Origin of the sequence: Calothrix sp. FACHB-168 (genome assembly GCF_963889195.1) — a bacterium.
Lineage (GTDB): Bacteria > Cyanobacteriota > Cyanobacteriia > Cyanobacteriales > Nostocaceae > Aulosira > Aulosira anomala_A.
Map to the genome: position 1 here is coordinate 111,859 of NZ_CAWPNJ010000014.1, position 26,351 is coordinate 138,209.

21 protein-coding genes and 1 tRNA gene are annotated in these 26,351 nt (G+C 41.4%); 10 read left to right on the forward strand and 12 right to left on the reverse strand.

The features are described from left to right. The first annotated feature begins 60 nt into the window (after positions 1-60). From AACW45_RS07760 to AACW45_RS07770, 3 genes are all read left to right on the forward strand, one after another. Positions 61-714 (forward strand): low-complexity tail membrane protein, encoded by a 654-nt coding sequence (locus AACW45_RS07760; protein WP_190632520.1) that lies wholly within the window; start codon positions 61-63, stop codon positions 712-714. Positions 715-924: 210 nt separating this feature from the next. Next, the gene (locus tag AACW45_RS07765; protein WP_190632477.1) at positions 925-1,122 is read left to right on the forward strand and encodes a hypothetical protein; all 198 of its coding nucleotides are present in this window, start codon (positions 925-927) and stop codon (positions 1,120-1,122) included. A gap of 383 nt (positions 1,123-1,505) precedes the next feature. Further along, positions 1,506-3,203 (forward strand): DUF1565 domain-containing protein, encoded by a 1,698-nt coding sequence (locus tag AACW45_RS07770; protein ID WP_190632478.1) that lies wholly within the window; start codon positions 1,506-1,508, stop codon positions 3,201-3,203. Between the two features lie 716 nt (positions 3,204-3,919). On the opposite strand, the gene AACW45_RS07775 is transcribed toward AACW45_RS07770, so the two are convergent. Beyond that, the gene (locus tag AACW45_RS07775; RefSeq protein ID WP_190632479.1) at positions 3,920-5,917 is read right to left on the reverse strand and encodes a beta strand repeat-containing protein; all 1,998 of its coding nucleotides are present in this window, start codon (positions 5,915-5,917) and stop codon (positions 3,920-3,922) included. Between the two features lie 792 nt (positions 5,918-6,709). Then, on the reverse strand, positions 6,710-6,979 hold the full coding sequence (locus AACW45_RS07780; protein WP_190632480.1) for a DUF3493 domain-containing protein: 270 nt from the start codon (positions 6,977-6,979) through the stop codon (positions 6,710-6,712). Between the two features lie 35 nt (positions 6,980-7,014). Here AACW45_RS07780 and AACW45_RS07785 point away from each other — a divergent pair. After that, positions 7,015-7,086 (forward strand) — tRNA-Thr (locus AACW45_RS07785). A 220-nt stretch (positions 7,087-7,306) separates the two neighbouring features. On the opposite strand, the gene AACW45_RS07790 is transcribed toward AACW45_RS07785, so the two are convergent. Further along, positions 7,307-7,546: a DUF7219 family protein gene (locus tag AACW45_RS07790; protein WP_190632481.1), complete on the reverse strand. Its 240-nt coding sequence runs from the start codon at positions 7,544-7,546 to the stop codon at positions 7,307-7,309. A gap of 684 nt (positions 7,547-8,230) precedes the next feature. After that, a complete protein-coding gene (locus AACW45_RS07795) occupies positions 8,231-9,274 on the reverse strand; it encodes a M42 family metallopeptidase (RefSeq protein ID WP_190632482.1) in 1,044 nt (347 codons plus the stop codon). A 69-nt stretch (positions 9,275-9,343) separates the two neighbouring features. Here AACW45_RS07795 and AACW45_RS07800 point away from each other — a divergent pair, with 69 nt between their 5' ends. Then, positions 9,344-10,120 carry a class II aldolase/adducin family protein gene (locus tag AACW45_RS07800; protein WP_096644647.1) on the forward strand — a complete coding sequence of 259 codons (777 nt, stop codon included), beginning with the start codon at positions 9,344-9,346 and terminating at the stop codon, positions 10,118-10,120. On the opposite strand, the gene AACW45_RS07805 is transcribed toward AACW45_RS07800, so the two are convergent. The 3 genes from AACW45_RS07805 to AACW45_RS07815 form a co-directional block, all read right to left on the reverse strand. Continuing rightward, a complete protein-coding gene (locus tag AACW45_RS07805; RefSeq protein ID WP_190632483.1) occupies positions 10,062-11,153 on the reverse strand; it encodes an SGNH/GDSL hydrolase family protein in 1,092 nt (363 codons plus the stop codon). The two genes, AACW45_RS07800 and AACW45_RS07805, sit on opposite strands and share 59 nt — an antisense overlap. A gap of 724 nt (positions 11,154-11,877) precedes the next feature. Further along, a complete protein-coding gene (locus AACW45_RS07810) occupies positions 11,878-13,299 on the reverse strand; it encodes an S-layer homology domain-containing protein (protein WP_190632484.1) in 1,422 nt (473 codons plus the stop codon). 149 nt (positions 13,300-13,448) lie between these two features. Continuing rightward, positions 13,449-14,945 (reverse strand): hypothetical protein, encoded by a 1,497-nt coding sequence (locus AACW45_RS07815; protein WP_190632485.1) that lies wholly within the window; start codon positions 14,943-14,945, stop codon positions 13,449-13,451. A 128-nt stretch (positions 14,946-15,073) separates the two neighbouring features. Between AACW45_RS07815 and AACW45_RS07820 the strand changes: the two genes are divergently transcribed. After that, a complete protein-coding gene (locus AACW45_RS07820) occupies positions 15,074-16,279 on the forward strand; it encodes a histidine kinase (RefSeq protein ID WP_190632486.1) in 1,206 nt (401 codons plus the stop codon). Between the two features lie 129 nt (positions 16,280-16,408). Here AACW45_RS07820 and AACW45_RS07825 read toward each other — a convergent pair whose 3' ends face one another. Then, positions 16,409-17,431: a response regulator gene (locus tag AACW45_RS07825; protein WP_190546950.1), complete on the reverse strand. Its 1,023-nt coding sequence runs from the start codon at positions 17,429-17,431 to the stop codon at positions 16,409-16,411. A 108-nt stretch (positions 17,432-17,539) separates the two neighbouring features. Then, positions 17,540-17,740, reverse strand: a complete 201-nt coding sequence (locus AACW45_RS07830; RefSeq protein ID WP_190632487.1) for a hypothetical protein — start codon at positions 17,738-17,740, stop codon at positions 17,540-17,542. Positions 17,741-18,254: 514 nt separating this feature from the next. On the opposite strand from AACW45_RS07830, the gene AACW45_RS07835 reads away from it, so the two are divergent. Continuing rightward, entirely contained in the window at positions 18,255-18,515 is a 261-nt protein-coding gene (locus AACW45_RS07835) for a chlororespiratory reduction protein 7 (protein WP_190632521.1), read from the forward strand. A 317-nt stretch (positions 18,516-18,832) separates the two neighbouring features. On the opposite strand, the gene AACW45_RS07840 is transcribed toward AACW45_RS07835, so the two are convergent. Beyond that, the gene (locus tag AACW45_RS07840; protein WP_190632488.1) at positions 18,833-19,384 is read right to left on the reverse strand and encodes a DUF2854 domain-containing protein; all 552 of its coding nucleotides are present in this window, start codon (positions 19,382-19,384) and stop codon (positions 18,833-18,835) included. Between the two features lie 259 nt (positions 19,385-19,643). Between AACW45_RS07840 and AACW45_RS07845 the strand changes: the two genes are divergently transcribed. Next, positions 19,644-19,826 (forward strand): hypothetical protein, encoded by a 183-nt coding sequence (locus AACW45_RS07845; protein WP_190546956.1) that lies wholly within the window; start codon positions 19,644-19,646, stop codon positions 19,824-19,826. Positions 19,827-20,005: 179 nt separating this feature from the next. On the opposite strand, the gene AACW45_RS07850 is transcribed toward AACW45_RS07845, so the two are convergent. Then, complete coding sequence (locus AACW45_RS07850; protein ID WP_190632489.1) at positions 20,006-20,410, reverse strand: response regulator; 405 nt, start codon at positions 20,408-20,410, stop codon at positions 20,006-20,008. Positions 20,411-20,566: 156 nt separating this feature from the next. Further along, on the reverse strand, positions 20,567-22,777 hold the full coding sequence (gene ppk1 / locus AACW45_RS07855) for a polyphosphate kinase 1 (RefSeq protein ID WP_190632490.1): 2,211 nt from the start codon (positions 22,775-22,777) through the stop codon (positions 20,567-20,569). A 488-nt stretch (positions 22,778-23,265) separates the two neighbouring features. Here ppk1 and AACW45_RS07860 point away from each other — a divergent pair, with 488 nt between their 5' ends. Continuing rightward, entirely contained in the window at positions 23,266-24,345 is a 1,080-nt protein-coding gene (locus tag AACW45_RS07860; RefSeq protein ID WP_190632491.1) for an ATP-dependent 6-phosphofructokinase, read from the forward strand. A gap of 524 nt (positions 24,346-24,869) precedes the next feature. Next, a complete protein-coding gene (locus AACW45_RS07865) occupies positions 24,870-26,279 on the forward strand; it encodes a sensor histidine kinase (RefSeq protein WP_190632492.1) in 1,410 nt (469 codons plus the stop codon). Positions 26,280-26,351: the final 72 nt, after the last annotated feature.

Here is a 26,351-nt window from a genome sequence, read left to right on the forward strand (position 1 = left end):
AAAATTCCAACTGCTAACTTACAACTCAGCACTGATGACTTACAAGGCATAAATGTAAATATGGCCTCATTTCGCTCTGAACCGATTTTGTGGATTCATCTCGCCGGTTTGGCGACTCTGCCGATTTTTTTGTTTTTGTGTGTGCTGTTCCTATCCATAGGTGAGCCAGTCTTACCCGTATGGATGGAACTCTTTTTAGTAGCATCCATCGGTGTTTTACCACTGCTGTGGATGCAATTGAGTCGTCCTTTTTACATATTCGCTATTTTGGGCATTGCTCTCAAGCCAGAAAATCTGACTGAAGAGCAACGCAAAATGCTTTGTTTAATTAATACAAATTTAAATCGCTTTTTGGCCGTTTTAGCCGCAATATTATTAGTAGGGGTGCTGTGGCAGATATATCAAATTACTCCACTGGTAGCAAACATTGCTAGTTTTCTACCCCAATGGCGGAGTGTGGGATTACTGCTCGCTGCTTTAGCTTTTTTAGCCAGCAATTTGTTTTTGCAAATTCCCGTGAGTGTAGCCAGACTTTTGGTGACGAATGACACAGAATTTGCAGCCATAAAACCATTACCTTTAGAAAAGATTCAGCAGGATTTCACCATCGTAGGGGTACGGGTTAATCAAATATTGCCCCAGTTATTTCACTCCCTATGGGGAAGGAAAAAAAGCACAGAACCACCCCAAGCAGAAAACTCCGATGAAGGTTAGGGACTTACAAAAAATAAATTACCCACATTTCCTAGTGCGAGCATCTTGCTCGCTGGTGTTTAAAAGCGAGCAAGATGCTCGCACTACAAATTTATTGGGTATTTAAAAAATTGGATGTCCCTTAGGCAGATTTAAACTGTCTCCTGCAGAGAGTTGTCTGAAAATGAGAACTGCGCTAAATTTTGAAGTAAAACCAAGGAATGAGAAATTATGGCTCAAATTCCCACCTCTAGCGATCGCCAATTTACTGATGATAGTGAAATTTGGCACAGCCTGAAATACGCTATCGCCGCTAGTTCTGGCTTCCAACGCTGGCAATTAGAACATCATGTACAATTACAAGGGCTGCTTTTAGAACAACAAGTACAGCGCTATTTGCGGGAAACTTTAGAAACACTGGCTTACTAAATAAAAATTAAACCCATATTCTCAGTTAGCTAGCAAATAATGAAGTTGACGGTAGCTCATCTCCTGCAACTTCTACTTTACATAGAGAAGCGTCTAGAATTACTTCCTAGAGACTGCCGATAAAAAATATCTCACTCATAAATAGGGTACGTTACAGTTTGTTAACGTACCCTATTGGTTTTTATTATCATATTTTGTCTATTAATTTCGGCACTGTAATATTTATTAACAAAACAAAAAAAGTTTTTTACTTACGTATTTCAGAATTTAGCTGATCATTCGCTAACAATCCGGTATAGTTTTGCATGGGTTTGGTAGCTAGATCGCTGCTACCTCAAACCTTGTTTAAGGTAACCTAATTCAGCACTTCACAGACTTAAAAAATGAAATATCGGGGTTTTGAAATTTTGTCCGCCAAATATCTCAGTTCTGTTTTTGGCAGTAGTCCTACATCTCATCTACCATTGCGAGCCGGATTAACTACTGCATTAGTTATTGCCACTGGTTTAATCTTACCAGGTGCGGTCAATGCCGATCCCAGTCCCCAGAAAGCGATGTCTACGACGGGCTACGCCTACGCGCCAAATCTTATAGCCCAAGTTCCCGCCACTGGAACTGTAATTTACGTGAACCCAGCCAACGGTGCAGATACAGCCGGTGGGGGAACACAAGCTGCACCTTTTAAAACTATTACCTTTGCACTGAGTCAAGCTCAAGCAGGGACAGTGATTCAACTCGCTGCGGGAACTTATAACCAGCAAAGTGGAGAAACTTTTCCGCTGTTAATGAAACCAGGGATTACACTGCGCGGTGATGAAGCCAGTAAAGGTCAAACTGTCATAGTTACAGGTGGCGGTTTTTATACTAGCCGTACCTTTGCCAGACAGGATATTACAATTCTGGCGGAAAACAATACAGCGATCGCCGGTTTGACTATCACCAACCCTAATACAAGGGGTACGGCTGTGTGGGTAGAATCCACTAATCCCCTGATTACAAATAACACCTTTACTAAAAGTGTAAGAGACGGAGTATTTGTCACAGGTACAGGGAATCCCAAAATTGAAAATAATATCTTTGTGCAGAACACAGGTAATGGAATTTCCGTAACTAGATCTGCCCAAGGTGAAATTCGCAACAACTTATTTCAGGATACTGGTTTTGGAATTGCGATCGGCGGAGCTTCCACACCTTTAGTTGTCGAAAACCAAATTATCCAAAACCAAGATGGTCTTTTTATCTCCGAAACTGCTAAACCTGTTCTCCGCAAAAATATCATTCAGAACAATAAGCGGGATGGGCTAGTAGCGACTATTAGCGCCCTTCCAGACTTGGGAACTACGGAAAATCCTGGTGGTAACCTCATCCGGAATAACACTCGTTATGATGTGCATAATGCCACAACTAGTAATAAAATTAGTGCTATTGGCAACGATATCGATCAAAAGCGCATCTTTGGTTCTGTAGAATTTGTGGCTGCTAATGTTGGTGGTGCTACAGCCTTTAATGATGTGCCTACTGGTTACTGGGCAAAAGGTTATATCGAAGCCTTAGCTTCCCAACAAATTATTGCGGGTTTTCCCGATGGTGCCTTTAAACCAAACGATCCCGTAACTCGCGCTCAATTCGCCGCCATTATTACCAAAGCTTTCACACCGCCAGCAAAACGCCCAGCCATTCAATTTAAGGATGTCAACAGCAATTTTTGGGCTTTTGCAGCAATTCAATCTGCTTATCAAGGTCAGTTTGTTTCTGGCTATCCTGAAGGCACATTTAAACCACAGCAACAAATTCCTAGAGTACAAGCTTTAGTCGCTTTAGCTAGCGGTCTGAATTTAACCACTGACAACCAAAATATTCTCAGTTTCTACACGGATGCTGCCCAAATTCCCAAATATGCCCTAAATCAAATTGCAGCAGCGACAGCAAGGCAATTAGTGATTAACTATCCCACAGTTAAGCAACTTAATCCTAATCGCGATGCAACCAGAGCTGAAGTAGCAGCTTTTGTCTACCAAGCACTAGTCAATGCTGGACGCGTACCAGCCATTCCATCAGCTTATTTAGTTACAGCTCAGTAAGCAGTAGTTATACCAATTCAAAATTCAAAATTCAAAATTCAAAATTAACAAATCCATATATAACAAGGGTTTGTGAGTTTGGATCTGTTGCTGAATTTTGGCGAATTGGTATTAGGGAACTCCAGAAAATAAATTATCCCAAATTGTAGGGGCGGGGTTACCCATTGGTGTCAACTTAAGCTAAAAACCTTTCTCTATCTCGTTTCCAGCCTCCGGCTGGAAATGCGGATTGCGAGGCTCTGCCTCGTATGCTGATAAATTGAGGCAGAGCCTCATAAATCCTAGCTCCCACGCAGAGCATGGGAGCTAGATAGAATCGGGGTTTCACGTTAAGTTGACACCAATAGGGGTTACCCTGCCCCTACGAGTTGCGGGCTTGGCAAGTTAATGATTGGGATGTTTTTTTATTTGGAACTCCCTTAAGCCTATTGTCCACAGTTCAAAAACCGGAAATTTGAGAGGGCAATGGGCTGAAAAAGTCCCAACATCAAAAGGGAGAGGTAAATTTAGCTACTTCTCCCTATACTATTTTGAGCGTTCTTAAATTAGAGCATGGAATCTAATACCATTTTGGATTTTAGATTTTAGATTTTGGATTGTGAAACATCTATTGGATAAGCGTTTCAGATTTCCATCTGTCGCAATCATTTTTCAAATTGGTATAATTTGAGTCGTTGTCAGAAAATTAAGCCTCCAACCTCTTACCCCTAGAGGGATTAGACGAACACAAACTGAGTTGTATTGGTGAGGTTTAATTGCCCGAAAGCAGCGCCTGCGGTAACGCCTTGAACAAGAGCAATCAGATCGTCATCTGTAGTGCTGACAGTTGAGTTTCTGTCATAAATACCTACACCTGTGAATCCTCCAGCAACCACACTATTGACTAACCGATAATCAGCAGCTGTGCCTCTGAGCTGGATTCTATCTACCTCAGTTGCTGGTTCTCCAACAAAATCAATCAAATCAAAATCAGTAATGCGAGCAAAATCAGCATTACCTGCTGAGTCATAGAGAACGGAGCCGAATATACCGCCAGTACCCAGTACAAAGGTATCTCGATCGAATAAACTACCACTGGTTAAGACATCGATTTGACCGTCTCCACCACCAGTTAAGATGTCATTACCGGTACCGCCAATAAGTGAGTCGTTACCAGTACCACCGTTAATGATGTCGTTACCAGCACCGCCATTAATGGTATCGTTGCCACCATTACCATTGAGAACGTTACTTAGACTAGAGCCGACGATTGTCTCACCACCTTGGCTACCTTCCACATTCTCAAAGTTGAGAATAGTTTCTGTATTTCCACCAGCAACGCTAGTTAACCCTGTTGCCAAGTTAATTGTGACTCCAGGTGCAAAGCTCACACCAGAGTAATCAATGGTATCGATACCGTCGCCACCGTTGTGAACATCAAAGCTGACAAAATCGTCATCAATTACGCGATCGCTACCGACTCCACCGTTAACGGTATCTCTACCAGTACCACCGTTGAGGATATCGTTACCAGTACCACCATTAATGATGTCGTTACCAGCACCGCCATTAATGGTATCGTTGCCACCATTACCATTGAGGACGTTACTTAGACTAGAGCCAACGATTGTTTCGCCACCTTGGCTACCTTCCACATTCTCAAAGTTGAGAATAGTTTCTGTATTTCCACCAGCAACGCTAGTTAACCCTGTTGCCAAGTTAATTGTGACTCCAGGTGCAAAGCTCACACCAGAGTAATCAATGGTATCGATACCATCGCCACCATTGTGAACATCAAAGCTGACAAAATCGTCATCAATTACGCGATCGCTACCGACTCCACCGTTAACGGTATCTCTACCAGTACCACCGTTGAGGATGTCGTTACCTGTACCACCGTTAATGATGTCGTTACCAGCACCGCCATTAATGGTATCGTTGCCACCATTACCATTGAGGACGTTACTTAGACTAGAGCCAACGATTGTTTCAGCACCTTGGCTACCTTCCACATTCTCAAAGTTGAGAATAGTTTCTGTATTGCCACCAGCAACGCTAGTTAACCCTGTTGCCAAGTTAATTGTGACTCCAGGTGCAAAGCTCACACCAGAGTAATCAATGGTATCGATACCATCGCCACCATTGTGAACATCAAAGCTGACAAAATCGTCATCAATTACGCGATCGCTACCGACTCCACCGTTAACGGTATCTCTACCAGTACCACCGTTGAGGATGTCGTTACCTGTACCACCGTTAATGATGTCGTTACCAGCACCGCCATTAATGGTATCGTTGCCACCATTACCATTGAGGACGTTACTTAGACTAGAGCCAACGATTGTTTCAGCACCTTGGCTACCTTCCACATTCTCAAAGTTAAGAATAGTTTCTGTATTGCCACCAGCAACGCTAGTTAACCCTGTTGCCAAGTTAATTGTGACTGTACCAGCAAAGCTCACACTAGAGTAATCAATGGTATCAATGCCGTCACCACCGTTGTAAACATCAAAGCTGACAAAATCGTCATCAATTACGCGATCGTTACCGGCTCCGCCATTTACCGTATCTCTACCTGCTCCACCGTTGAGGGTATCGTTAGTCCCAAGAGCAGTGATAGTGTCATTACCGCCAAAGCCGTTGATGATATCAGGTCGATCTATCAATAGGGGAAATAAAGGATCAAATACACCTACCAAGTTATTGGGGTTGTTGTTACCGTTAATAGTTGCCATAATGAGTATTTCCTTCAATGAAAGGATAAATACACTAACTTGTTACTTGCTAATGAAGAAACAAGGTGTATCACTGAGAAGCTGTAACTTTCAGTGTTTTTACTCTATTAGACAAGATAGTAGTATGTGTAGTACCCCGAAGGGTACCTTTTTTTCACAACTAGTAGTCTGACAAGTTAACTTTGCTAGGTGCATCAAATTTTCTAGTTCTTTCTTTTCCTCTTTCTTTGGGTACTTCGCGTCTTCTCTGCGAGACGCTTCGCGAACGTGGTTCGTTTCTTTACCCCTTAAAGTTGGGTTGCCAGACTACTAGTACTCTGGCAAGTCAACTTTGCTGGGTGCATTAAATTTTCTCGTTCTCTTCTTTTCCTCTTTCTTTGAGTACTTCGCGTCTTCTCTGCGAGACGCTTCGCGAACGCGGTTCGTTTCTTTACCCCTTAAAGTTGGGTTGCCAGACTACTAGGAGAGTTCAAAATCCGTACAACATTAAAGCGCCAAGATTAACAATTTGTTAGCCTGACGCTTTAACAATTACTAATTTTATTAAAATAGGGTCTCGTAATTTAACTGACCCTTATTTATGGATTTATGTTCAGGGTCTTTATATGGGCTGACCCCGTTTGAACAATTTTCAGTTTCTCAGAAATTTTTTTAATTTCAGTTTTTCTAAGATTTTTTTTATGTTTTCTGTCTTTAGGTTTCTAAATTTGAATAAAAGTTAAGTAATTTAAAGACTATAAACATATATAAAGTAAAAGCAGTTGCAAATTAATTGCTTAACTTTGACTTAATTTATAAACGTTTTTGTCTGTTTTCTTCCCAACGCCAAAGGAATATCATCAAAGCGACAATTCCTATCTGCAATAAGAAATTAGGTAATCCACTTTCAACATCTTTTCCCGCTAGCAGTTGGAAAAAAAAGATGAATGCGCCAATAAAACCAGAAGCACCAAAAGCAACATAGATAAATTTTCGTAAGCCACGATAAGGAGCCGTCATTTCTGCTTTCAGGCGAGCATATTGTTCCGAGTTTAGGCGACTTTGGGGATTTTTTTCTACCATGCGTAAAAACTATGCTATAATTACGAACTGTATGCGCCGATGTGGCTCAGTGGTAGAGCAGCTGATTCGTAATCAGCAGGCCACGGGTTCAAATCCCGTCATCGGCTTTTATTTCAACTCAGTTGTCCTAGTTAATTGTCCTTAGAGGAAGGCATCAATAATTTTGCCACAAAAGCTCCTCTGAAATAGCAAGACTCAACAAAGGGCTAAGATAGCTTAACGCAATTCACTGGGCTACTTTTTTGTAGCGATCGCCTAATATTCGAGATTGCCAAAACGGCATATTCCTAAATTATTTAACTAAAACTTTAAAAAATTGCTATTTAGCTATAGAATATCTTTATTCCCAATTTGCAGTTGTTTTTTGCTGCGTTTTAGTTCTTTCCACAGCAATTTAATTTGCTTATAAGCTTCCGCAGGCGGAATTTTTCCCCCAGTTTCCAAATTACAGATATAGCTTATGCGTTGGCTAAATTCTTGTAAATTCGCATTAAAAACTAAGTTTTTGGGCTGGATTTGACCGTAGTAGCGACTACGCGGGTAGAGAAAATCATCTTTACTAGCCAATTATGTTTTCTCCTAGTTGGTTAACTCAGATTTTTATTCACAGTCCAAAATACACCTAAAGGAATTGTTAAATTTTTCTATGCAACCTTTTGTAATATTTGTATTCCTCAATAGTCGGTGTCAACTTTTGCCCGCATTTATAAAAACAGTAGGACTAACGTGTCTCAACTCCAGAGGTTGTATAAAATAAAGGTTTTGATTTTTCTAAGCGGAAATACTTAGCCTTCAAATCCTTAAGGAAAAACAGTTGTCAAACAAAAGTCGTTAGCCCTACTGTAAACTGACGTACTCAATATAAAGTTATGCCTTTTTAGAGACCATTTTTACTATGGGAAAAAATCATATAAAATCAGATCTTTCTAATTAGACAAATAATTCCGTAAAATTAAGGAAACTAATATTGGTATTAATTTAAAATAAATATCCAGAAATTATGCGTAGATTACTCTTAACACCTTTAATTTATTCATGATTGAGCAAATGGTGGGACTATTTTCTATACACAAATTTTCTCTAGACAAAATATTAAAATCACCTTCATTGCGGTAAATACGAATAAAAGCGGCGCAATTTGTGTTATTTTTTACTAAATATTGACGGCTAGCAGTTTGTTATCCTCACAGATAAGGCGTTGCATCCTTCCCTATCTGGAGAAGATATTAGCTTTTACCTCCCGATTGACCATCAATCAAACTCAGTGAGACAAAAAGCTGTTAGTAACTCTATACAATTAGCGATCGCGCCTAGATGAGCAATTTCATAACCATGTGTATTCTGTGTGGGAAATGCTAAACAGGCAGCACGACCCACATGTCCAAATTTCATCGCAATCGATGCATCGCTGCCAAATTGACTTAAAATTGCTAGCTGTACTGGTATATTACGCTGTTTAGCACAGTGGCGTAGTTGCCCATTCAATATTTCATCATACATGCCGTAGGCATCTTGAGACAAGATTACCGGACTTTTTCCCTCTTTAATCGGATATTCGCTGGATAAGGGGCAAATCTCTAAAGCAATCAAAGCATCCAAAACCTGATTTTGAGTGAAAAATAAAGCGCCAATTGCACCCACTTCTTCTTTAGCTGAGGCTACCAAATAAACATCGACTGGTGGCTGTTTGACTTGTTGCGCCAGAGCCAGGAGAATTGCCACTGAGGCTTTGTTATCTAAGGTGTAACTAGCAATATAATCCTTGAGCCTAATTGGGTGCTTGCGATGCTTACCGATCGCCATTCTGGTTCCTGGACGGATACCTGCTGTAGCTAACTCTTCTGTGGTGAGTTTTGTTTCAATCCAGGCGTTTTCCCACTTCACAGCAGTATCTTCTTGCTGGACTTTTTGGGGTGATTCATGGGATACATGACGGGAACCAAAGCTGAGAATACCGCTAATAGTTTGGTTATCGCCTAATAAATCAACCACACCTTCACCGTAAATCCACGGGTAAGAACCGCCCAGTTTGCGGACTTCCACCCGACCGTCATCGCCTATATTTTTAACGATACCGCCAATTTCATCTTTATGGGCAGTGATGGCAATAGCTCTGTCAGAATTTTTACCAGGAATTTTGGCAATGATATTATCAGCGCGATCGCTCCAAACTTCCACACCCAGACTAGCAAATTGCTGAAGTAAAAATTGGTTAATTTCTGTTTCCACACCACTAGGGGAATGGTGCATGACTAATTCTGCAATTATTTGAAATAATTGCTCGTAATCCCACATAGAGATAGATTTTAAGTTAACAATTAAGTATAAATATTTTTACCTAAAATCATCTATTCAGGGAGCAAGATGCAAGCTATATCTAGAGCTAAACCAAACTTTTTTCAACAACCAACCTTTGCTTCTGTTAAAGAAGAACGCCTACATCGTCAGCAACGCCTAGCCGCAGCTTTCCGGCTATTTGCGCGATTTGGATTTGATGAAGGTATTGCAGGACATATTACAGTCCGCGATCCAGAACATCCCGATCAATTTTGGGTTAACCCTTTAGGAAAGCATTTCGGTTTAATTCGCGTCAGTGACCTAATTTTAGTCAATCAGCAAGGTGAAGTCATCGCAGGCGATCGCCCAGTCAATACAGCCGCCTTTGCGATTCATTCTCAAATACATGCAGCTCGTCCTGATGTAGTCGCAGCAGCTCACGCCCATTCTATCTATGGTAAAAGTTGGGCTAGCCTGGGTCGTCTGCTCGATCCTTTAACCCAAGATGCTTGTGCTTTCTACCAAGACCATAGCCTGTTTGATGACTATACAGGCGTAGTTTTAGAAGTCGCTGAAGGTAAACGCATCGCCCAAACATTAGGAAAAAACAAAGCCATAATTCTTAAGAATCATGGCTTGTTAACAGTCGGTCATTCCGTGGATGAAGCTGCTTGGTGGTTTATCACAATGGAGCGTTCTTGTCAAGCTCAACTTTTAGCCCAAGCGGCGGGTCAACCGCAATTAATCAAACCAGAATCTGCCACCATTGCCCATCAGCAAGTAGGAGGGCATGATTTAGGTTGGTTTAGCTTTCAACCTTTATATGAGTTGATAGTCCACCAGGAACCCGACCTACTATCGTAAGTTGTGGCTGTTTGCGTTTGCGTCTGATAGCAGCTGCTGTACCCCAAGCTGCTATAGCCAATGTCCCCAAAGCTGGAGAAGGTTCGGGGACTGACTTCGCCTCAATTGCATTTAGTGCTGAAGTTGCAATTAACTTATGAGTAGCAGCTGTTGGGTGAAACTCATCCCAAAATAAATACTCGTCGGGATTAGAACAAGTGATGAAAGTTGTAGGACTAGTGAATGTTAGACAAGCATCACTAATATTCTTGATACCCAGTTGATCTTTATTGGCGATCGCCTGCTCAAATAAAGAATAAGCATCAACATAAACAATATTGAGATCCGGTTTTTGGCTCAAAACATTCAGCGTTTGTTCTAAAGCTGAATTAAAACTTTTGGTTGCTAGGCTAAGTTTGTTAGGATCTCGACCACCGATTTTAGCTGCTGGTAGTTTTCCTAAATCTGGTAAATTAAACACCATCAAATTTTTGACACCAACAGTATCACTTGCTAAAACATTCAACGCTTGTGATACATATTGGGCTGGGGTAATAAAGTCTGTCTCATCAAGAAATAGAAAATCATTCGCCCCAGCCCAGAAAGTATAAAGTGCATTGGGGTTAGCCTTTTGGTTACTTTGTTTTAAAGAATCTGCGTAACCTAGAACTTGTGCCAGTACTCCAGGTAAGCGAGGTATGCCTAAATTTGGATCTGGAAGAACGACCGCATTATCCAGACCACTAGAAGAACCGCCAAAAGCAAAATTTATCCCTTCTGTAGGATTGATCGGATTAGTAACTAAAGTAGGTTGTAAATTTAGCTTATCTCCTAGATTTTCTACCCATATAGACCCATTAGAAAAACGCCCATCTGCATAAGGTGGGCTGGGAGGGTATGTTTGACCTAATGCATTATATGTATTACCCGGATCGGAGAGACTATCCCCAAATACGTAAAGCTGATTAAATGTGGTGATACTTGCAGCATTTGCCTTGATTGGCAAGATCAAAGGTAAGAGAAAAAATCCTGCCTGAATAAATTGTTTTTTCATGATTATGTAACTTAGGTATTTTTGGCACTGTATGAATGGAAAAAATGGGAATAATTTCAATGAAATTACTGAATTTTGATTAATTAATAGCCAAAAAGAGCATGTTTTCTCAAATATTTGATTTTGCTTACGTATTTTTGATGAGATGAGCAAATTACGTACCAATCAAATATAAATTAAAATGCTTTTTCGTGCCTAAATTTATGGAAGTTTTATATATACAGCCTATTTTTTTTACAAAAAATTCTCAATTTTTATCCTGAAAATTATCAGTGTGGGTAGGGGAATGCCCACTTTACGCGATCGATTAGGTACGTAAGTACTAAAAAACAGCAAGGGACTTACAAAAAATGAATTAACCAAATTCTGTAGTGCGAGCAGCGTTCGACTGAGCGCTCACGCCGAAGTCTTGCTCGTTTTTGAACACCAGCGAGCGAGACGCTCGCACTACAAATTGATTGGGTATTTAAAAAATTGGATGTCCCCAATCAACTCAAGTCCTAGCTAGAAAATGGGCATGGGGCATTGGGGAGCCACTGCGTTGGACGGGTTTCTCGGCTTGAAGCAAGTGGTGTCATTGGGCTAGGAAAGAGATATTTTCATATAGGACTTACGCACACTCTACTAATTCTTGGCGTCTTGGCGTCTACCCTGCGCGAAGCCACTGCGTGTCTAATGCGGTGCCATAAATTAAGGATTTGGAAAATTTTTGCGTAAGTCCTGATTACGTTTGTGGACGCTGTAACTTTAAAGCATCAACAGCTGATATTCCCTCGCCTTGGCTGCCAAAGTACCACAGTGCTGCTGCGGCTTCAGCGCGAGTTACTGGTTTTTTCGGTTGAAATAATGTTGTATATCCAAATACTCGCCGAATATTTGATTGTTCGCCATTTTGATAGTCGGCTAATACAGCTCTTAAAGCTTTGGGGTCAATTTTCCCTGCATCTTGAAAACCCCAGGTTTGTTTTACCGCATCTAAGTTAGCTGTAGGTAAAGCTTGGCGGCTATCTAAGGGTATTTTCCACAGTAGCAACTGCTCCCTTGTTAAGGGAGCATCAGGACGGAATAACACGGCGGTAGTATCCCCAGATAAAGAACTAGGAATTAATCCAGCTTCGGCTAATCCTTGAATTGCCGGAAAATCAGGATCTTTGGCGGAAACATCAGTAAAAGCAGGTTGGGCGCTGTCTGCGGCTAGACGAATCTGTTTGGCTGGATCATTTGCATACATAGCATTGTTAGCAGCTACTAACCAACGAGCATATTCTCGCCGAGTAATGGTTTTTGCGGGGGCAAATTGGCTAGTTTTTGTTTGGGCGTTGTTTTTGGTTGCTTGTATGGCTGGAGATAAAACACCTAATTTAGCTAAATCCTGAATATGCTCTCGCAGTTGTTGTGGTGCTTGGTTAATATCAGTGAATACCACAGATGTATTTGTAGTTGCACTAGATACTTGACTGTTAGCTACAGTTCCCGGCTGTGTGGCTGCGTTTGTCGGTAGTACAGGGCCAATAAACTGCGAATCGCCTGGTTGAGGAACGCCGCTAGAAGTTTGGGCGTTATTAGTTTCAGTTACGCTGGGGCTGCTAGTTGGTGTAGCTTGCGCCGTTGTCGTGCTAGATGGTAAATACTCAATTAATAATTGAGTGGCTGTTTGTGGCTGATTAGGCGCGGGATTGGTGACTGATTGAGCTTGAATTGAAACCTTAACCAGTACATTATTACGCTGCGCTTCAAAAACGCCGCCAACATCATCGCTAGGTTTTTGGTTAATCTGCCAATTATTAGCTTGGAATTGATTGGTATAGAAATTGGTAATAAAATTGCTGGGGTCAGCACTTAGCCAGCGAGTTGAGACTTTTTTTTCTGTGTCAGTTGCAGGTGTAACTGTTTCTAACTTGGCATTAGGATATATAGGGATATCTTGGGGAAAATCAACTGGTAATTGAACTGTTGATTGGTTTGGCTGTGTTTGCGGTTGCTGATCCTTCGGTTCACCAAACACAACTGGATTAGTTTGCAACTGAGGATCTGCCGCCAAAGATTGTTCTAAGTTCTTGGCGGTAGGACTGTTGGCACAGGCTGTTAACGAAGAGAGGAAAACAGCCAAACTCAGAAAAACAGCTGGATTTTTACAGGGCAGCACAGGAATTTATCACATCTAGTGTCAATTCCTACCCTAGCGCAGACTGTCCCCTGAAAGTTCAAGCCTTAGGGATGAAGTTTGTCATTGGTCAGAGACGCGATTAATCGCGTCTGTACAATTTTTATTTGTCCCCCTTCCCTACCTCCTTTTCACTTAACGGCAATTTGAGGTTCGGGGAATTGATGTAAAACGCGCCACAGAACGGTGTAACTACCATCTGCACGGCGTCGCACTGGGCGAAAGGCAACTAGGATGTCGCTGCTAGGTATCTTTTCTAACTGATTTAAATATTGGCGCTCTTGTGGTGAAAGGGGTTTACCACCGATAATCATATCTGGGACTTGAAATTGTAGCGATCGCACTAAATAAGTATGGTTTAATTCTGCTTTCGCACTGGCGAAAATTACTTGGTTTAAGTTCCAGTTCTGGTCTTTACCAGTCACAAATCGCCGCCGTTCTACTTGTAACTCTTCTAATTGCTTGGGCGGTTGGTAATTGAGGAAAAATTCTCTCGTGGTTTTGGCTACAGGTTGCAGCTGAGAATCTAACTTAGTTAAGGGAATATCGCCTAAATCTACCATAAAACTGTAGTCTACACCTTGATGCCCTAATTCAAAGCGATCGCCTATTATTTGAAGTGCTAGACTGGGAGTAAAACCCCCTTGAGCATCACCTAGCAAGGGGTAAGGATAACGTTCGCTTACAGTCGGTGTTAAGCGATTTTCCAGCCTACTTAACGAATGCTGGTAAGCCAAACCAGGTAACACGCGGAAAATGCCAGTCTGAGGCAATTTCAAAAAAGTGGCGTAGGTTTGGGGTTCTTGGGAATCTATGTCGTAAGTAAAACGATCAAGTATGGCTGAAGTTTCCTGGGGATATGTAAATTGATTTGGTAAAGGAAATTCTACTTGAGCTGCGGTCAAGAATTTCTTGACAGTTGCTATTGTCTTGAGCGCGTCTTCGGGTGCGGCGATCGCCGGTGGCACAGGTGGTATATATTCAGCTATAGCTGTTTTGGCAGTCCGACCAATCATTATTTGGGGAGACGAAGCTAAATTCTCTGCTGGTGTCGCCAAAGGTGTCGCTGGCCGATCGAGTTGGGGATACTGGAGTGGTGCAATACTCAGCACTGGATCAGATTGCCGTTCGCCCGTCACTAAGGGTAGGCTGGTAACTAACCCTAATTCTCCCCGCCGAGACAATAACCGATCTAGTATCGGAGCCAGTTTTAATAATTCTTGGTTAGATGCATACAAAGAGCAGTAAATTTTTAATTGTGACCTATTTGACTGCTCGGCTAAAGGAGAATTCTGAGTGATATCCACTCCGGAGGTACATACATTTTTTGGGCTTTTATTTTGACGGGAGAGAAAAGCATCTACTAACTTGGTATGAACAGTTAATTGTCCTTGCACAGCTCGCATCTGATTGGCATCAGGTGAGATCATAGCTTGCTCAATCCGAGCTAGAAGATTTATCTGTTGCTGGATTAACTTACTAGCTGTAGTATAAAAGCTTTCATTTGTTGGCATTGTTGCCGGAATTTGTTTCCCAGAGGCTGAAGACCTATAATCAAGGCTTTGATTGCTAACTGGAATAGAAGCTAAAGAAAAAGGAAGTAAAAGACTGAAAAATATGTATCTCATCTTTAAAAGCCCTGGACTGATGGGAGTATGAAAAATCTAAAATAGATATTAAATTTAAAAGAAAGAACGACCACCGACAAGCGTCAGTCCATTTTAAATTTTCCTCAAGCGTCGCCGGGTTGTTACCAGTGCTGAAACACGATTACATGCCAGTTTCCCAAGACCAGCCGATCTCTTCTGAGGCTCCGCTTCAGCTGTTACTATTTGTTGATGGGCGTCCCAAGTCCAGACAACAAGTACAGCGTATACGTGCTTACTTAACCGAATTAAAAACTGGGTATCAATTTGAACTACAAATTATTGATGTAGGGCAACAACCTTACATGGCGGAACACTTTAAATTAGTGGCAACGCCAGCGTTAGTCAAAATCCACCCAGAACCCAGACAAATTATTGCGGGTAGTAATATCATCGGTCAGCTGAAAAACTGGTGGCCCCGTTGGCAAGCGGCGGTAGATACCTATGTGCAACTGCAGGAAGATTTACAAGAACGTTTAGATGAAAGCGATCGCGTAGTTGCCCCTCAACCTACTATAAATTCAGTGGCTGCTTCTGCCGAACTGATCCGCTTATCTGACGAAATCTTTCGTTTAAAACAGGAAAAAGAAAAACTTCAAGAGCAATTGCAATTTAAAGATAGGGTAATTGCTGTCTTAGCCCACGATCTGCGGAATCCTCTAACTGCTGCGGCGATCGCCATAGAAACTCTCCAATCTAATTACAATATTGAAACTGGGCAATTTCAGCGCCTCAAACCAGCAATGACAGCCCATTTATTAAAACAAGCCCGCAACCAAACTAAGATCATTGACCGTATGATTACGGATCTTTTACAGGGTGGTAGAGGCAATGATACAGAGCTACCAATAGTACCCCAAAAAATGGCGATCGGCAAACTTTGTCTAGATGTATTAGAAGAATTACGCGATCGCTACAATGCTAAATCTCAGCACATAGAAACCGATATCCCCAAAGATTTACCTTTTGTTTATGGCGATCCAGAACGCATCCACCAAGTGTTGATGAATCTGTTAGACAATGCCATTAAATACACACCTATTGCAGGTAAAATCAGCGTTACCGGATTGCACCGCACGAGTCAAAAAGTGCAGATTAGTATTGGGGACACAGGCCCGGGAATTCCTTTAGAAAACCGCGATCAGATATTTGAAAACCACTTCCGCCTACAACGTGATGAAGGCACAGAAGGTTATGGAATAGGTCTTTGTGTCTGCCAACGCATTATTCGCGCCCACTACGGTCAAATTTGGGTAGACTCTGTACCTAATGGTGGGTCGTGTTTCCACTTCACATTGCCAGTATATCCCTCTTAATCACCGATTTTGAGAAAGGTAAGTAGAGCGGCGCAATTAAAGATAGCTGGTAAAGACTGTCATTTGTTAGCGGCTTCCTTGTCTCCCTTGTACCTAAATTCTCAGTAAATATACTTGCTTAGAGAATATTTATTTAAGAATAATGCGATCGCGCCCCTCGGCCTTTGCTTGATAAAGTGCTTTATCTGCCTTGACAATCAAATCTGAGGGCGAAGATTCCCATGTCGGAACCATAGTTGCCACACCCATACTCAGGGTGACATACTCACTCACATCAGATCCGTCATGAAGTATTTTTAAATCCCTCACACCCGCTTGCATCGCTGCCGCAACATGAACTGCACCCACAGCATGAGTATTAGGCATAATCACAGCAAATTCTTCGCCGCCATAACGGGCGACTAAATCTTGATTTTTTTGTGCTGTATGACTTAAAACTTGACCTACCTTTTGTAAGCACACATCGCCGGCAGGATGACCGTATTTATCATTGTAAAATTTAAAAAAGTCAATATCACATAAAATCAGTGATAAAGGTGCTTCTTCTTGTGCTAGATTAATCCACTGCGTATTTAAATAATCATCAAAGCGGCGACGGTTCGCTAACCCTGTTAAACCATCAACGTTAGCGATATGTTGTAACGCCTGATTTGCCGCCTCTAATTGTTTATATACCTGTGCTTGTTGTAACAATCGCCGTAAACGCTGGCGTAAAACTGCCCAGTGAATTGGTTTGGTGATATAGTCCATCGCTCCTGCCTCAAAGGCACGGTTAACAGACTCTTCATCATCCAAACAGGTAATCATCAATATGGGCGTCCGTTCCCATAATTTTGAGATGACAGTATTGTTTAAAGCCGAGTCAGTATCAAAACTCGCCAATGCCGAAATCAAGTTATTCCTGGCAATCTTCAGCAATTGTCTACAGCATGTGAAGCCATCCATCACCGGCATGACCGCATCTAGCAAGACTATATCCGGTTTGATGGTATCGTAAGCATCTAAACATTGCTGACCATCATTGACCTCGACCACTCGATAGCCTTCTTGTTCCATAGCTTTACGCAACAGCACTCGCATGGTCTTATCATCATCAGCCACCAAAATTAGGGGCGGTTGCTTAGAAATAGAAAATGGACTTATGGCTGACATGAGTTGCGTTCCACAGAAATTGAGAGTATCGATAAGGGCGAAATTACTAAAACTTGCCCCTTAAACCAAATCGCCTGGGAGTGATAATTTTTTGTATTAGTCACAATCCTATTCAGCAAACGATTTGATAGAGGATATGTAAGCTAAGTAAAAAGCTGTAAGCAAAGCTGGAACAAAGGCTGTTATTCCAGACAACAGAGATGATTGTTCCCTAATTGCCAACACTTGCCGCAAAGGTGTGTTTTGGTGTGGAACGATTAAATCCTCAATTATTTTCAGCCAAGCAAAGGGTAGATGACGAGGTTCCATAGGCAGTTGATTGCAACACTAAGGCTTATTGATACCTTCTTGTCCAGCTAAGGACATGGGAAGAAATTTATTATTTATATTTCCCTACTGCTCCAGTCAAATTGTCATTTTGGGGAAAACTTCAAATACTTACCTTTCTTTTTTACGTTATACGGCGATTTTTGCCAGTAGCATGAACCCCAGATATTATGTATAGATAATCTGAGCATTGTACGTAAAAACCCTGATGCTAAATCGGATTTAATGAGCTTTGGCTAGAATTTATTAATTATTAGTTGTAAAAAAGCAGTACAGATGAAATGAGTTCCACTAGCAAAAATGAACCTAGTTTTGAGAAATAATCTCAATACAGCAAATATTCAGAAACGATGGTTTTTAATTGCTAAGAATATGAAATCATCAGCAACTTGAATTGCTTCATGGGTTTTAGCTTAAACTAGAGAAAGTGATGGTAATAAAATTTCTGCCATTACCAACAACAAGCGAAATTTTGAAAGTCAGTTATATACCCTCAATGCCCAATTCATTAATGTATGCTGAGGACTATTTTGTTGTCCTAGAAACAAACCAACCAGAGCAATTTTTAACAGCTTCAGAATTATTAGAAAAACTCCAGCTAATGTTGCAACAAGTAAATACTGAAGATTTACCACCTGATGTGCAAAAAATTAGTGGTTTAGCAGAACAAGCCCAATATTTAAAAGATACGAGTTGCGAATTAGATTTAGGCCCCGGACAATATCTACAATGGTATGCAGTGCGTTTAGAAAAATGAGTTTTTAGTCAATAGTCAATAGTCAATAGTCAATAGTCAATAGTCAATTGTTCCTCGCCTAAGAGGATGTTTTAAAAGTCCTATCGTTGGTAGCAAAATATTTTAGATCCCCCTGAATCCATGCCACTTGCTATAACGGGGGGAACCCCCGCAACGCAGTGGCTCCCCTTAAAAAGGGGGACTTTGATTTTCATTACCCTCTTTTTTAAAGGGGTAGGGGGGATCAATAAGTTTCTAAAATCACAGTCAACAACTTTTCAAACAACCTCTAAGATTTCTGAACAAATGACTAATGACTAATGACTAATGACTATTAACTATTTTTCTGGAGTAGTAATCAGTGTGAGTTCAATTTTATCTTCTTCTGGTTGCGTGATTTCTACTTTAACTCCGGGTCCAAAATATTTGGTCATTTTTTCTTGCTTTTGCTGCCACACATCAATTCCTATGAGTGGCGAATCAAATTCTACAATTAAGCTGTAAGCACCATTAATTTCTTTTTCTTTTAATCCTGTAACTATTGGTCTTTCTTCATCTGTAGGACTCAAACCTAAATAAGCAAGTGCTACATCAAAATGGGCTTTTTGTCCATAGCAATATCTGGTGATATCTTTACGAATTTTATTTTGTGTAACTGTTGCTTGTTGTTCGCGGAGTTGTAAAACTGCGGGTGTTGTAGCTTCGCTAAAGGGGATGGGTTTTAATTCATTGGCTTTGAGTGCTAATCCTCCTAGCAATAGAGGAAACCCATAAAAAAATCCAACAAGATTAAGTGTGGCATTATCGGCGGCGTAAGCAATAAATCCCCCCAGGGTTAAAATGCTACCGACGGTTAAACCGAGTGTTCCCAAAGAAATTTGGCGTAACATGGGCTGATGTGAGTATAAATTCTGAAAGCATTAATTTTAATATCATCGGCTATGAGTCACATCTAAGGGAAGAGTATTGGCTAAAACTATTGTGATGGCTGTTGACTGTTGACTGTTGACTGTTGACTGTAAACAGATCTTAATTAGTAGTTATGCAATTTATACGCGCATGAGCTTAACTAGGTTTAGCCATTAAATTTTCACTCTCGTCTTTTTTGCGTTAATTTAGACTTGAGGATAGTTAAGGAATGTAAAAACAATGGATATACAGACTATAAAAGAACGCATTGCTGCGGTTGAAAGCAAGCGCGATTACCTACTCAGCCTACTAGAACAACCTAATTTAGGAACTTTAAGAATTGATGTCAATCAAGCTTTGGAAGAATTAGACGAGTTGGTGGACGAATTTAAACGCACTATTCCTCAGACAGAAAATAACTAAGCCTATTTAAAGTTTATCTAGGCGATCGCAAATATGAAAACTGCGTCGGTATAGCTTTTAACTCAAGCTATACCGACGCTTTTATATAAGAGCATGTCCCTCATTCCCCAGATTTGAACTGCGCCTTGGTTCGTCCAGATCCTTGGCTGTCTCATCTATTGTTTACCTCAGTTATTTTTTTAGGTAGCACCTTTGCGGGTTCCTAGTTGTCTAACTAAAGCTATCAGTTCTGGTGTTGGGACATCTTTTTTACATACATCATCAAAGCTAGTCATGGCTTTTGTCTGCTGCAAACTTGCATCCTCTATGGAAGAGTAAGCAAGGATTTGTGTCTTAGGGGCGATCGCTTTAATATGACTAGATGCACTCCACCCATCCATGACCGGCATTTGCAAATCCAGCACAATCACATCCGGATGATGGCGCTTCACCATTTCTATCGCTTCTTGGCCATTCTTGGCTAAACCGACTACTTGAATATTTTCTTGGCAAGAAAAAGCTAACTGTAGTGTTAAGCGTGTTAATTCGTGATCGTCAACCAAAAGAACACGTAAGGTAGAAGACTCACAGGACAACATTAACATTCAAAGTAAAAGACTAAGTACTATAACCTTTATAGTTTAGGGGAACAAGTGGGAGGAATTACTCTATCCTATGGTTGAATAATTGCCTTTCTACCAAGAATAAATAATAGAGTTTTTGTGAGGACTTATTAAAGTTTTCTCAAAGACAGAATTTTTCTAGTTGTCAAGATAGAAAGAATTCTTTTTATTGTCAATGAGATTTGCGGCGATGCTGGTTGAGCGTAAGGCCATATTAATGAGAGTTTTTTGTGAATGGGCTTCTGGTGCGCGATCGCCTGGATGACGTTGAATATAGCTACCATTGCCTTGTAATTCCCAGGCTTGGCGGTTATCTGCCAGCATAATTCCTAATATTTCTTGCAAATCTTTGGCAATATCTTGGTCTTGGATGGGAACAATCACTTCTACGCGGCGATCCAAGTTGCGACGCATCCAATCGGCACTACCAATGTATATTTCTTCTTGACCATTGTTATAGAAATAAAAAATTCTGGAGTGTTCTAAAAAGCGACCAACTATGCTAATGATGCGAATATTTTCACTGATGTCTTTAAGTCCAGGTCGCAAACAGCAGACTCCGCGAATAATTAAATCAATTTGAACTCCAGCACGGGATGCTTCATATAAAGTGGCGATAATTTGGGGATCGACTAAGGAATTCATTTTGGCAACAATCCGCCCGGTAAATCCATTTTTAGCATTGTCGATTTCGCGATTAATTAATGCTAAAAAGCGATCGCGCATGTTTACTGGGGCTACAAGTACTTCTCTGTATGACTTTTGTCGCGAATAACCTGTTAAAAAGTTAAATAAATCAGTAATATCCGCACCGATTTCTTCATTACAGGTAAATAATCCTAAATCTGTATATAGTCTTGCGGTTTTCTGGTTATAGTTACCTGTACCGATATGTACGTAGCGGCGCATCCGGTCTTTTTCGCGACGCACAACCATGATAGTTTTACAGTGGGTTTTTAACCCGACTAAACCATAAACTACGTGAACCCCGACTCTTTCTAACCTTCTCGCCCAGTAAATATTATTTTCTTCGTCAAATCTCGCTTTTAACTCGACTAAAACCGATACTTGTTTGCCATTTTCCGCCGCCGCAATTAAGGCGTTGACAATAGGCGAGTCGCCAGAGGTGCGATAAAGGGTCATTTTAATCGCTAGCACATTCGGATCGTGGGCGGCGTGGGTAATAAAACGCACCACTGTAGCGGTAAAGGATTGATAGGGATGGTGAACTAATAAATCCCGTTCCCGAATCACCGAGAAAAAGTCCTTTCCTTCTTCAACTTCGGGAATTTCCGAACTAACGCTAGGTTCCCGTAACCACTGGAGGCGGGAAGGAACTACAGACTGTCTTGGTGGATCTTTAAATTCTGGCAATGGTAATGCCATGAAATACATTAAATCCCGCAGTCCCAAAAGCCCATCAACTTCATAGACATCGCTTTCGGTTAATTCTAAATCTTGTAATAAACGCGATCGCACTGCTTCGGGGGTTTGCGATTGAATCTCTAACCTCACAGGAGTTCCACCAATCCGGCGCTTTCTCAATTCCTGTTCTATCGCTAACAGCAAATCGTCGGCTTCATCTTCTTCCAAAGCTAAATCGGCGTCGCGGGTAATGCGGAAGGGATGATACTCTTGGATATTCATTCCCGGAAATAGGGAATCTAAATTATGCGCGATCGCCTGTTCTAAGGGTACACCAGTCCAGTGCGCTGGTTGACCGTTGTGTTGAATTCCCAATTCTGGCGGTAAAGGTAAAAACCGGGGTAAAACTTTAGGGACTTTAACTCTGGCGAAAAATTCTTCTTCTGTTTCCGGATTTTTGACAACAACTGCCAAATTTAAACTCAAATTAGAAATATAAGGAAAGGGATGACTAGGATCAACAGCTAAAGGTGTGAGAACGGGAAATATTTGTTCTTCAAAATAATTATCTAGATAATTGCGCTGTTTATCGCTTAAATCAATATAGTCAAGTATATGTATATGATTATTTGCTAGCAGTGGTCGTAATACTTGCTCAAAATGTTGGTGTAGTTTAGTCACCTGTGGACTGAGTGTAAACCTGATATCATCTAGCTGTTGTTGTGGCGTCCGCCCATCAGGACTTAATTGAGTAACTTTGGCTTCGACTTGTTGCTTTAAACCTGCAACCCGTACCATAAAGAATTCATCTAAATTCGAGGTAAAGATTGCTAAAAACTTGAGTCTTTCTAGCAGTGGTGTGCGCTGATCGCAAGCTTCATGTAATACCCGGCTATTAAACTCTAACCAGCTTAATTCTCGGTTGAGATAATATTGTGGATCGTTAAGATTAATCGAAGTACTGCTTTTTTTGGATTTTGGCATGATCGCTGGAAAACACAAAGTTGCCGCCCATCATCAACCATAGTAAAGGAAATGGTGTCCGGCTTTGTGGAGTTTAGCAAAATTACTTGTTAAAAAGCGATCGCTAACTGTATTGATTTGTTAAAAAGCTTTAAAAAACTAATATATATTCTGGTACGCAAATGTTTGTACAATAAGCATCTTGCGTGAATCATATTGGCAAAGTTAGATTAATAGTTTTTTCTTTATTCTCAGTTGGTGTAGCGCTCAAAGCTTGCAAGTGTATCGGTTTAATTAAGGATTGTTTGTCATAGATTTAAGAGCAAGGGCAAATAAATAATGTGGGGCGGTGCAATGAAAATACTGTCAATGCTCAATGGGCATTGGGCATTGGGCATTGCGCATTGGTTATTGGTAAGGGTTTAAAGAAGATTGACTTACCAATATAGTCAAGTAAAACCGCGCCTCAGACTAATCAAAAAATTTCATTTTTGAAATGTAAAAAAAATATGGGAGAATCTAAGCGTATTGGCATTCTGACTAGTGGTGGTGATTGCTCTGGTTTGAATGCAGCGATCAGATCTGTAGTTCACTGTGCTGGCGAAAAAGGTTGGGAAGTATTCGGAATTCGCCAAGCAACTTTAGGATTAATGGCGCGTCCGCCGCAAGTGACGAAACTGGAAATAGATCAAGTCGATCCCCTATTAACTTCTGGGGGAACAATGTTAGGGACGACGAATAAAGGCGATCCCTTTGCTTTTCCAATGGCTGATGGTAGTTTATGCGATCGCTCTGAGGAAATTATCGCCGGTTACCATCAACTCGGTTTAGACGCCTTAATTGGCATTGGTGGTGATGGTAGTTTGGCAATTCTTCGCCGTTTGGCGCAACAAGGCGGCATTAATTTAGTCGGCATTCCCAAAACCATTGATAATGATATCGGCATTACCGAACATGCCATTGGTTTTGATACGGCTGTTAACATTGCCACCGAAGCATTGGATCGTCTACATTTTACCGCCGCGTCTCACAGTCGCGTGATCATTTTAGAAGTGATGGGGCGTGATGCGGGACATATTGCGATCGCGGCGGGAATTGCTGGCGGTGCAGATGTAATTTTAATTCCCGAAATTCTCTACAATATTGACCACATTTGCCACAAGATTAAACACCGCCAAGAACAAGGCAAAAACTATTGTCTAATAGTCGTTTCCGAAGCGGTGAAAACTCAAGAAGGTGCAGCCGTCACCATGACTAACAGCTTGGGACAATCACGATATGGTGGTATCGGTCAATACCTAGCCGACCAACTAAGCGATCGCATTGGCGCAGAAACCAGAGTCACCGTCTTAGGGCATTTACAACGAGGCGGTACAGCTTCCCCCCTAGATCGCCTAGTCGCCGCAGCCTTTGGCGTCGCCGCCGTCAACCTCATAGAACAAGGTAAATATGACTACATGGTAACCTGGCAAAATCGCCAAGTTTTCGCCGTCCCCATCGCCGAAGCGATCGCTCAATATAGAGCAGTCAACCCAGGAGATACCCTAGTCAAAACTGCTCGTGGTTTAGGCATTTATTTGGGAGATTGAGCGCAAGAGTCAAGGGTCAATAGTCAATGGTCAATAGTCAATAGTTATGCCAATTTAAATAGTGTTTGCAGCACATCAATGTATTCTAGAGGGCATGGCATTACCCATACGTGTCAACTTAAGTTCTCTGGCTTACCCAACAGACCGCCCACAGGCTGTAAGCCTGGGGCTACCGTTACAAAGCCCACCTACGTGGGCTTTGTTCAATTAGCCGCACCCTTCCAGGGTGACGGCGGTTTATTGGGTAAGCGAGGAGTTGGGGATGAGGACAAAACCTTGTCAACCAAAAGGGTTTCACGTTAAGTTGACACCAATGCCCCATGGGGAGCATCCCAATTTTGACGCAATACCCTAGAAGGGTATTGCTATACCAACAAAGCCTGCCAAGGCAGGCTATCAAACTTTTAGCCTGCGAAGGCAGGCTTCGTATTTCTAGCCCCACCCTTATAGGGTGAGGGCGTTTTTGCACATTTGGGATGCTCCCGCCCCATGCCCAATGCCCAATGCCCCATGCCCAATAAATCATGTTCCAAGCTACCCGTCGTCGTTTAGCTGTTTGGTATACAGCTGTAACTGCTGTCTTACTTCTACTATTTGCTAGTGGCGTATATTTATATGTTCGCAGTACCCTAGTTGAGCGGATTGACGATACCCTCAATCATGTAGTGGAAATTGTAGAGCGATCGCTTGTTATCGAACCAGTTAATAGCGGTACTGATACATTACGTATTAATATAGAATCCAGCTTCCGTAATAATGCTGAGACTGTAGAAGACGATCATATTGATTTGGAATGGTTCAGTCCTAATGGTGAGTTATTGTGGTCAACTTTAACTACACCCCTAAATATTCCCATACATGGCAACCGCACAGGGGAAACGGTACATGTCTATAAACAAGAGGGTTGGGAAGAATCGCCTGTTTTATTACGCCAAGTCACCCAGCGCGTCGAAGTAGGACGGCAAGTATTAGGCTATTTGCGTGTTAGTCATCCTTGGTTTGAAGTTACCAAACCCAGCCGTCAATTAATTTTTGATTTAGCACTGGGTACGGGATTAATGGTTTTGTCTGTAGGTGCTAGCGGTTGGTTTCTTTCCGGGAAAGCGATGGAACCGGTAGGAGATTCCTATCAACGCCTGAAACAATTTACCGCCGATGCTTCTCACGAACTGAGAAATCCCATAACTTTAATTCAAACTAACGTCCAAGTAGCCTTAACTGATTTAGAGTTAGCAGAAGGAGAAGTTACTGCTGCCTCACATTATCGCCAACAGTTAAAATTAGTGGAACGACTAACCCAGCGTTTAGGCAGGTTAGTTAATGATTTACTCTTTCTCGCTAGACAAGATAGTGGTATCAGTAAAGATAACTTTTCTCCTTGTCCTTTAGATGCGTTGCTGATAGAAGTGGTGGAAGAACAGCAACTATTAGCCGCAGAAAAAGAGATTACTTTGTCTTTGCATTTAATTGATGCCCACAATAGCGATATTAGCCCCGAATTGCTAGACAATTGGTTTACCCTGGCGGGTAACTGGGATCAATTAGTGCGATTATTTACTAATTTAATTGGCAATGCGTTAAAGTACACCCCTGCGAGTGGGCGGGTAAATGTAGAATTGGCGCGTCTCGAAGGAATTCATCGAGTTTCGGGATTGCGTTACAGTAGTGCCCAATTACAAGTTAAAGTCAGCGATACAGGGATTGGTATTCCCTCAGAAGCGCTACCAAGATTATTTGATCGCTTTTATCGCGTAGATCCAGCACGTACCCACATCACCGAAAATACAGCTTGTGACATTTCTACAGGTTCAGGATTAGGATTAGCGATCGCTCAAGCCATTGTCGAACATCACCAAGGGCAAATACAAGTGGAAAGCAGCCTTGGTAAAGGTACTACTTTTACAGTTATTTTACCTGTCACTCTTGAGTCTTAATTTTGCTATCAATATTTATAGGACTTACGCAAGTGTCATAAAAAATGAAAATTGTTTTCTGTAGTAAGGGCT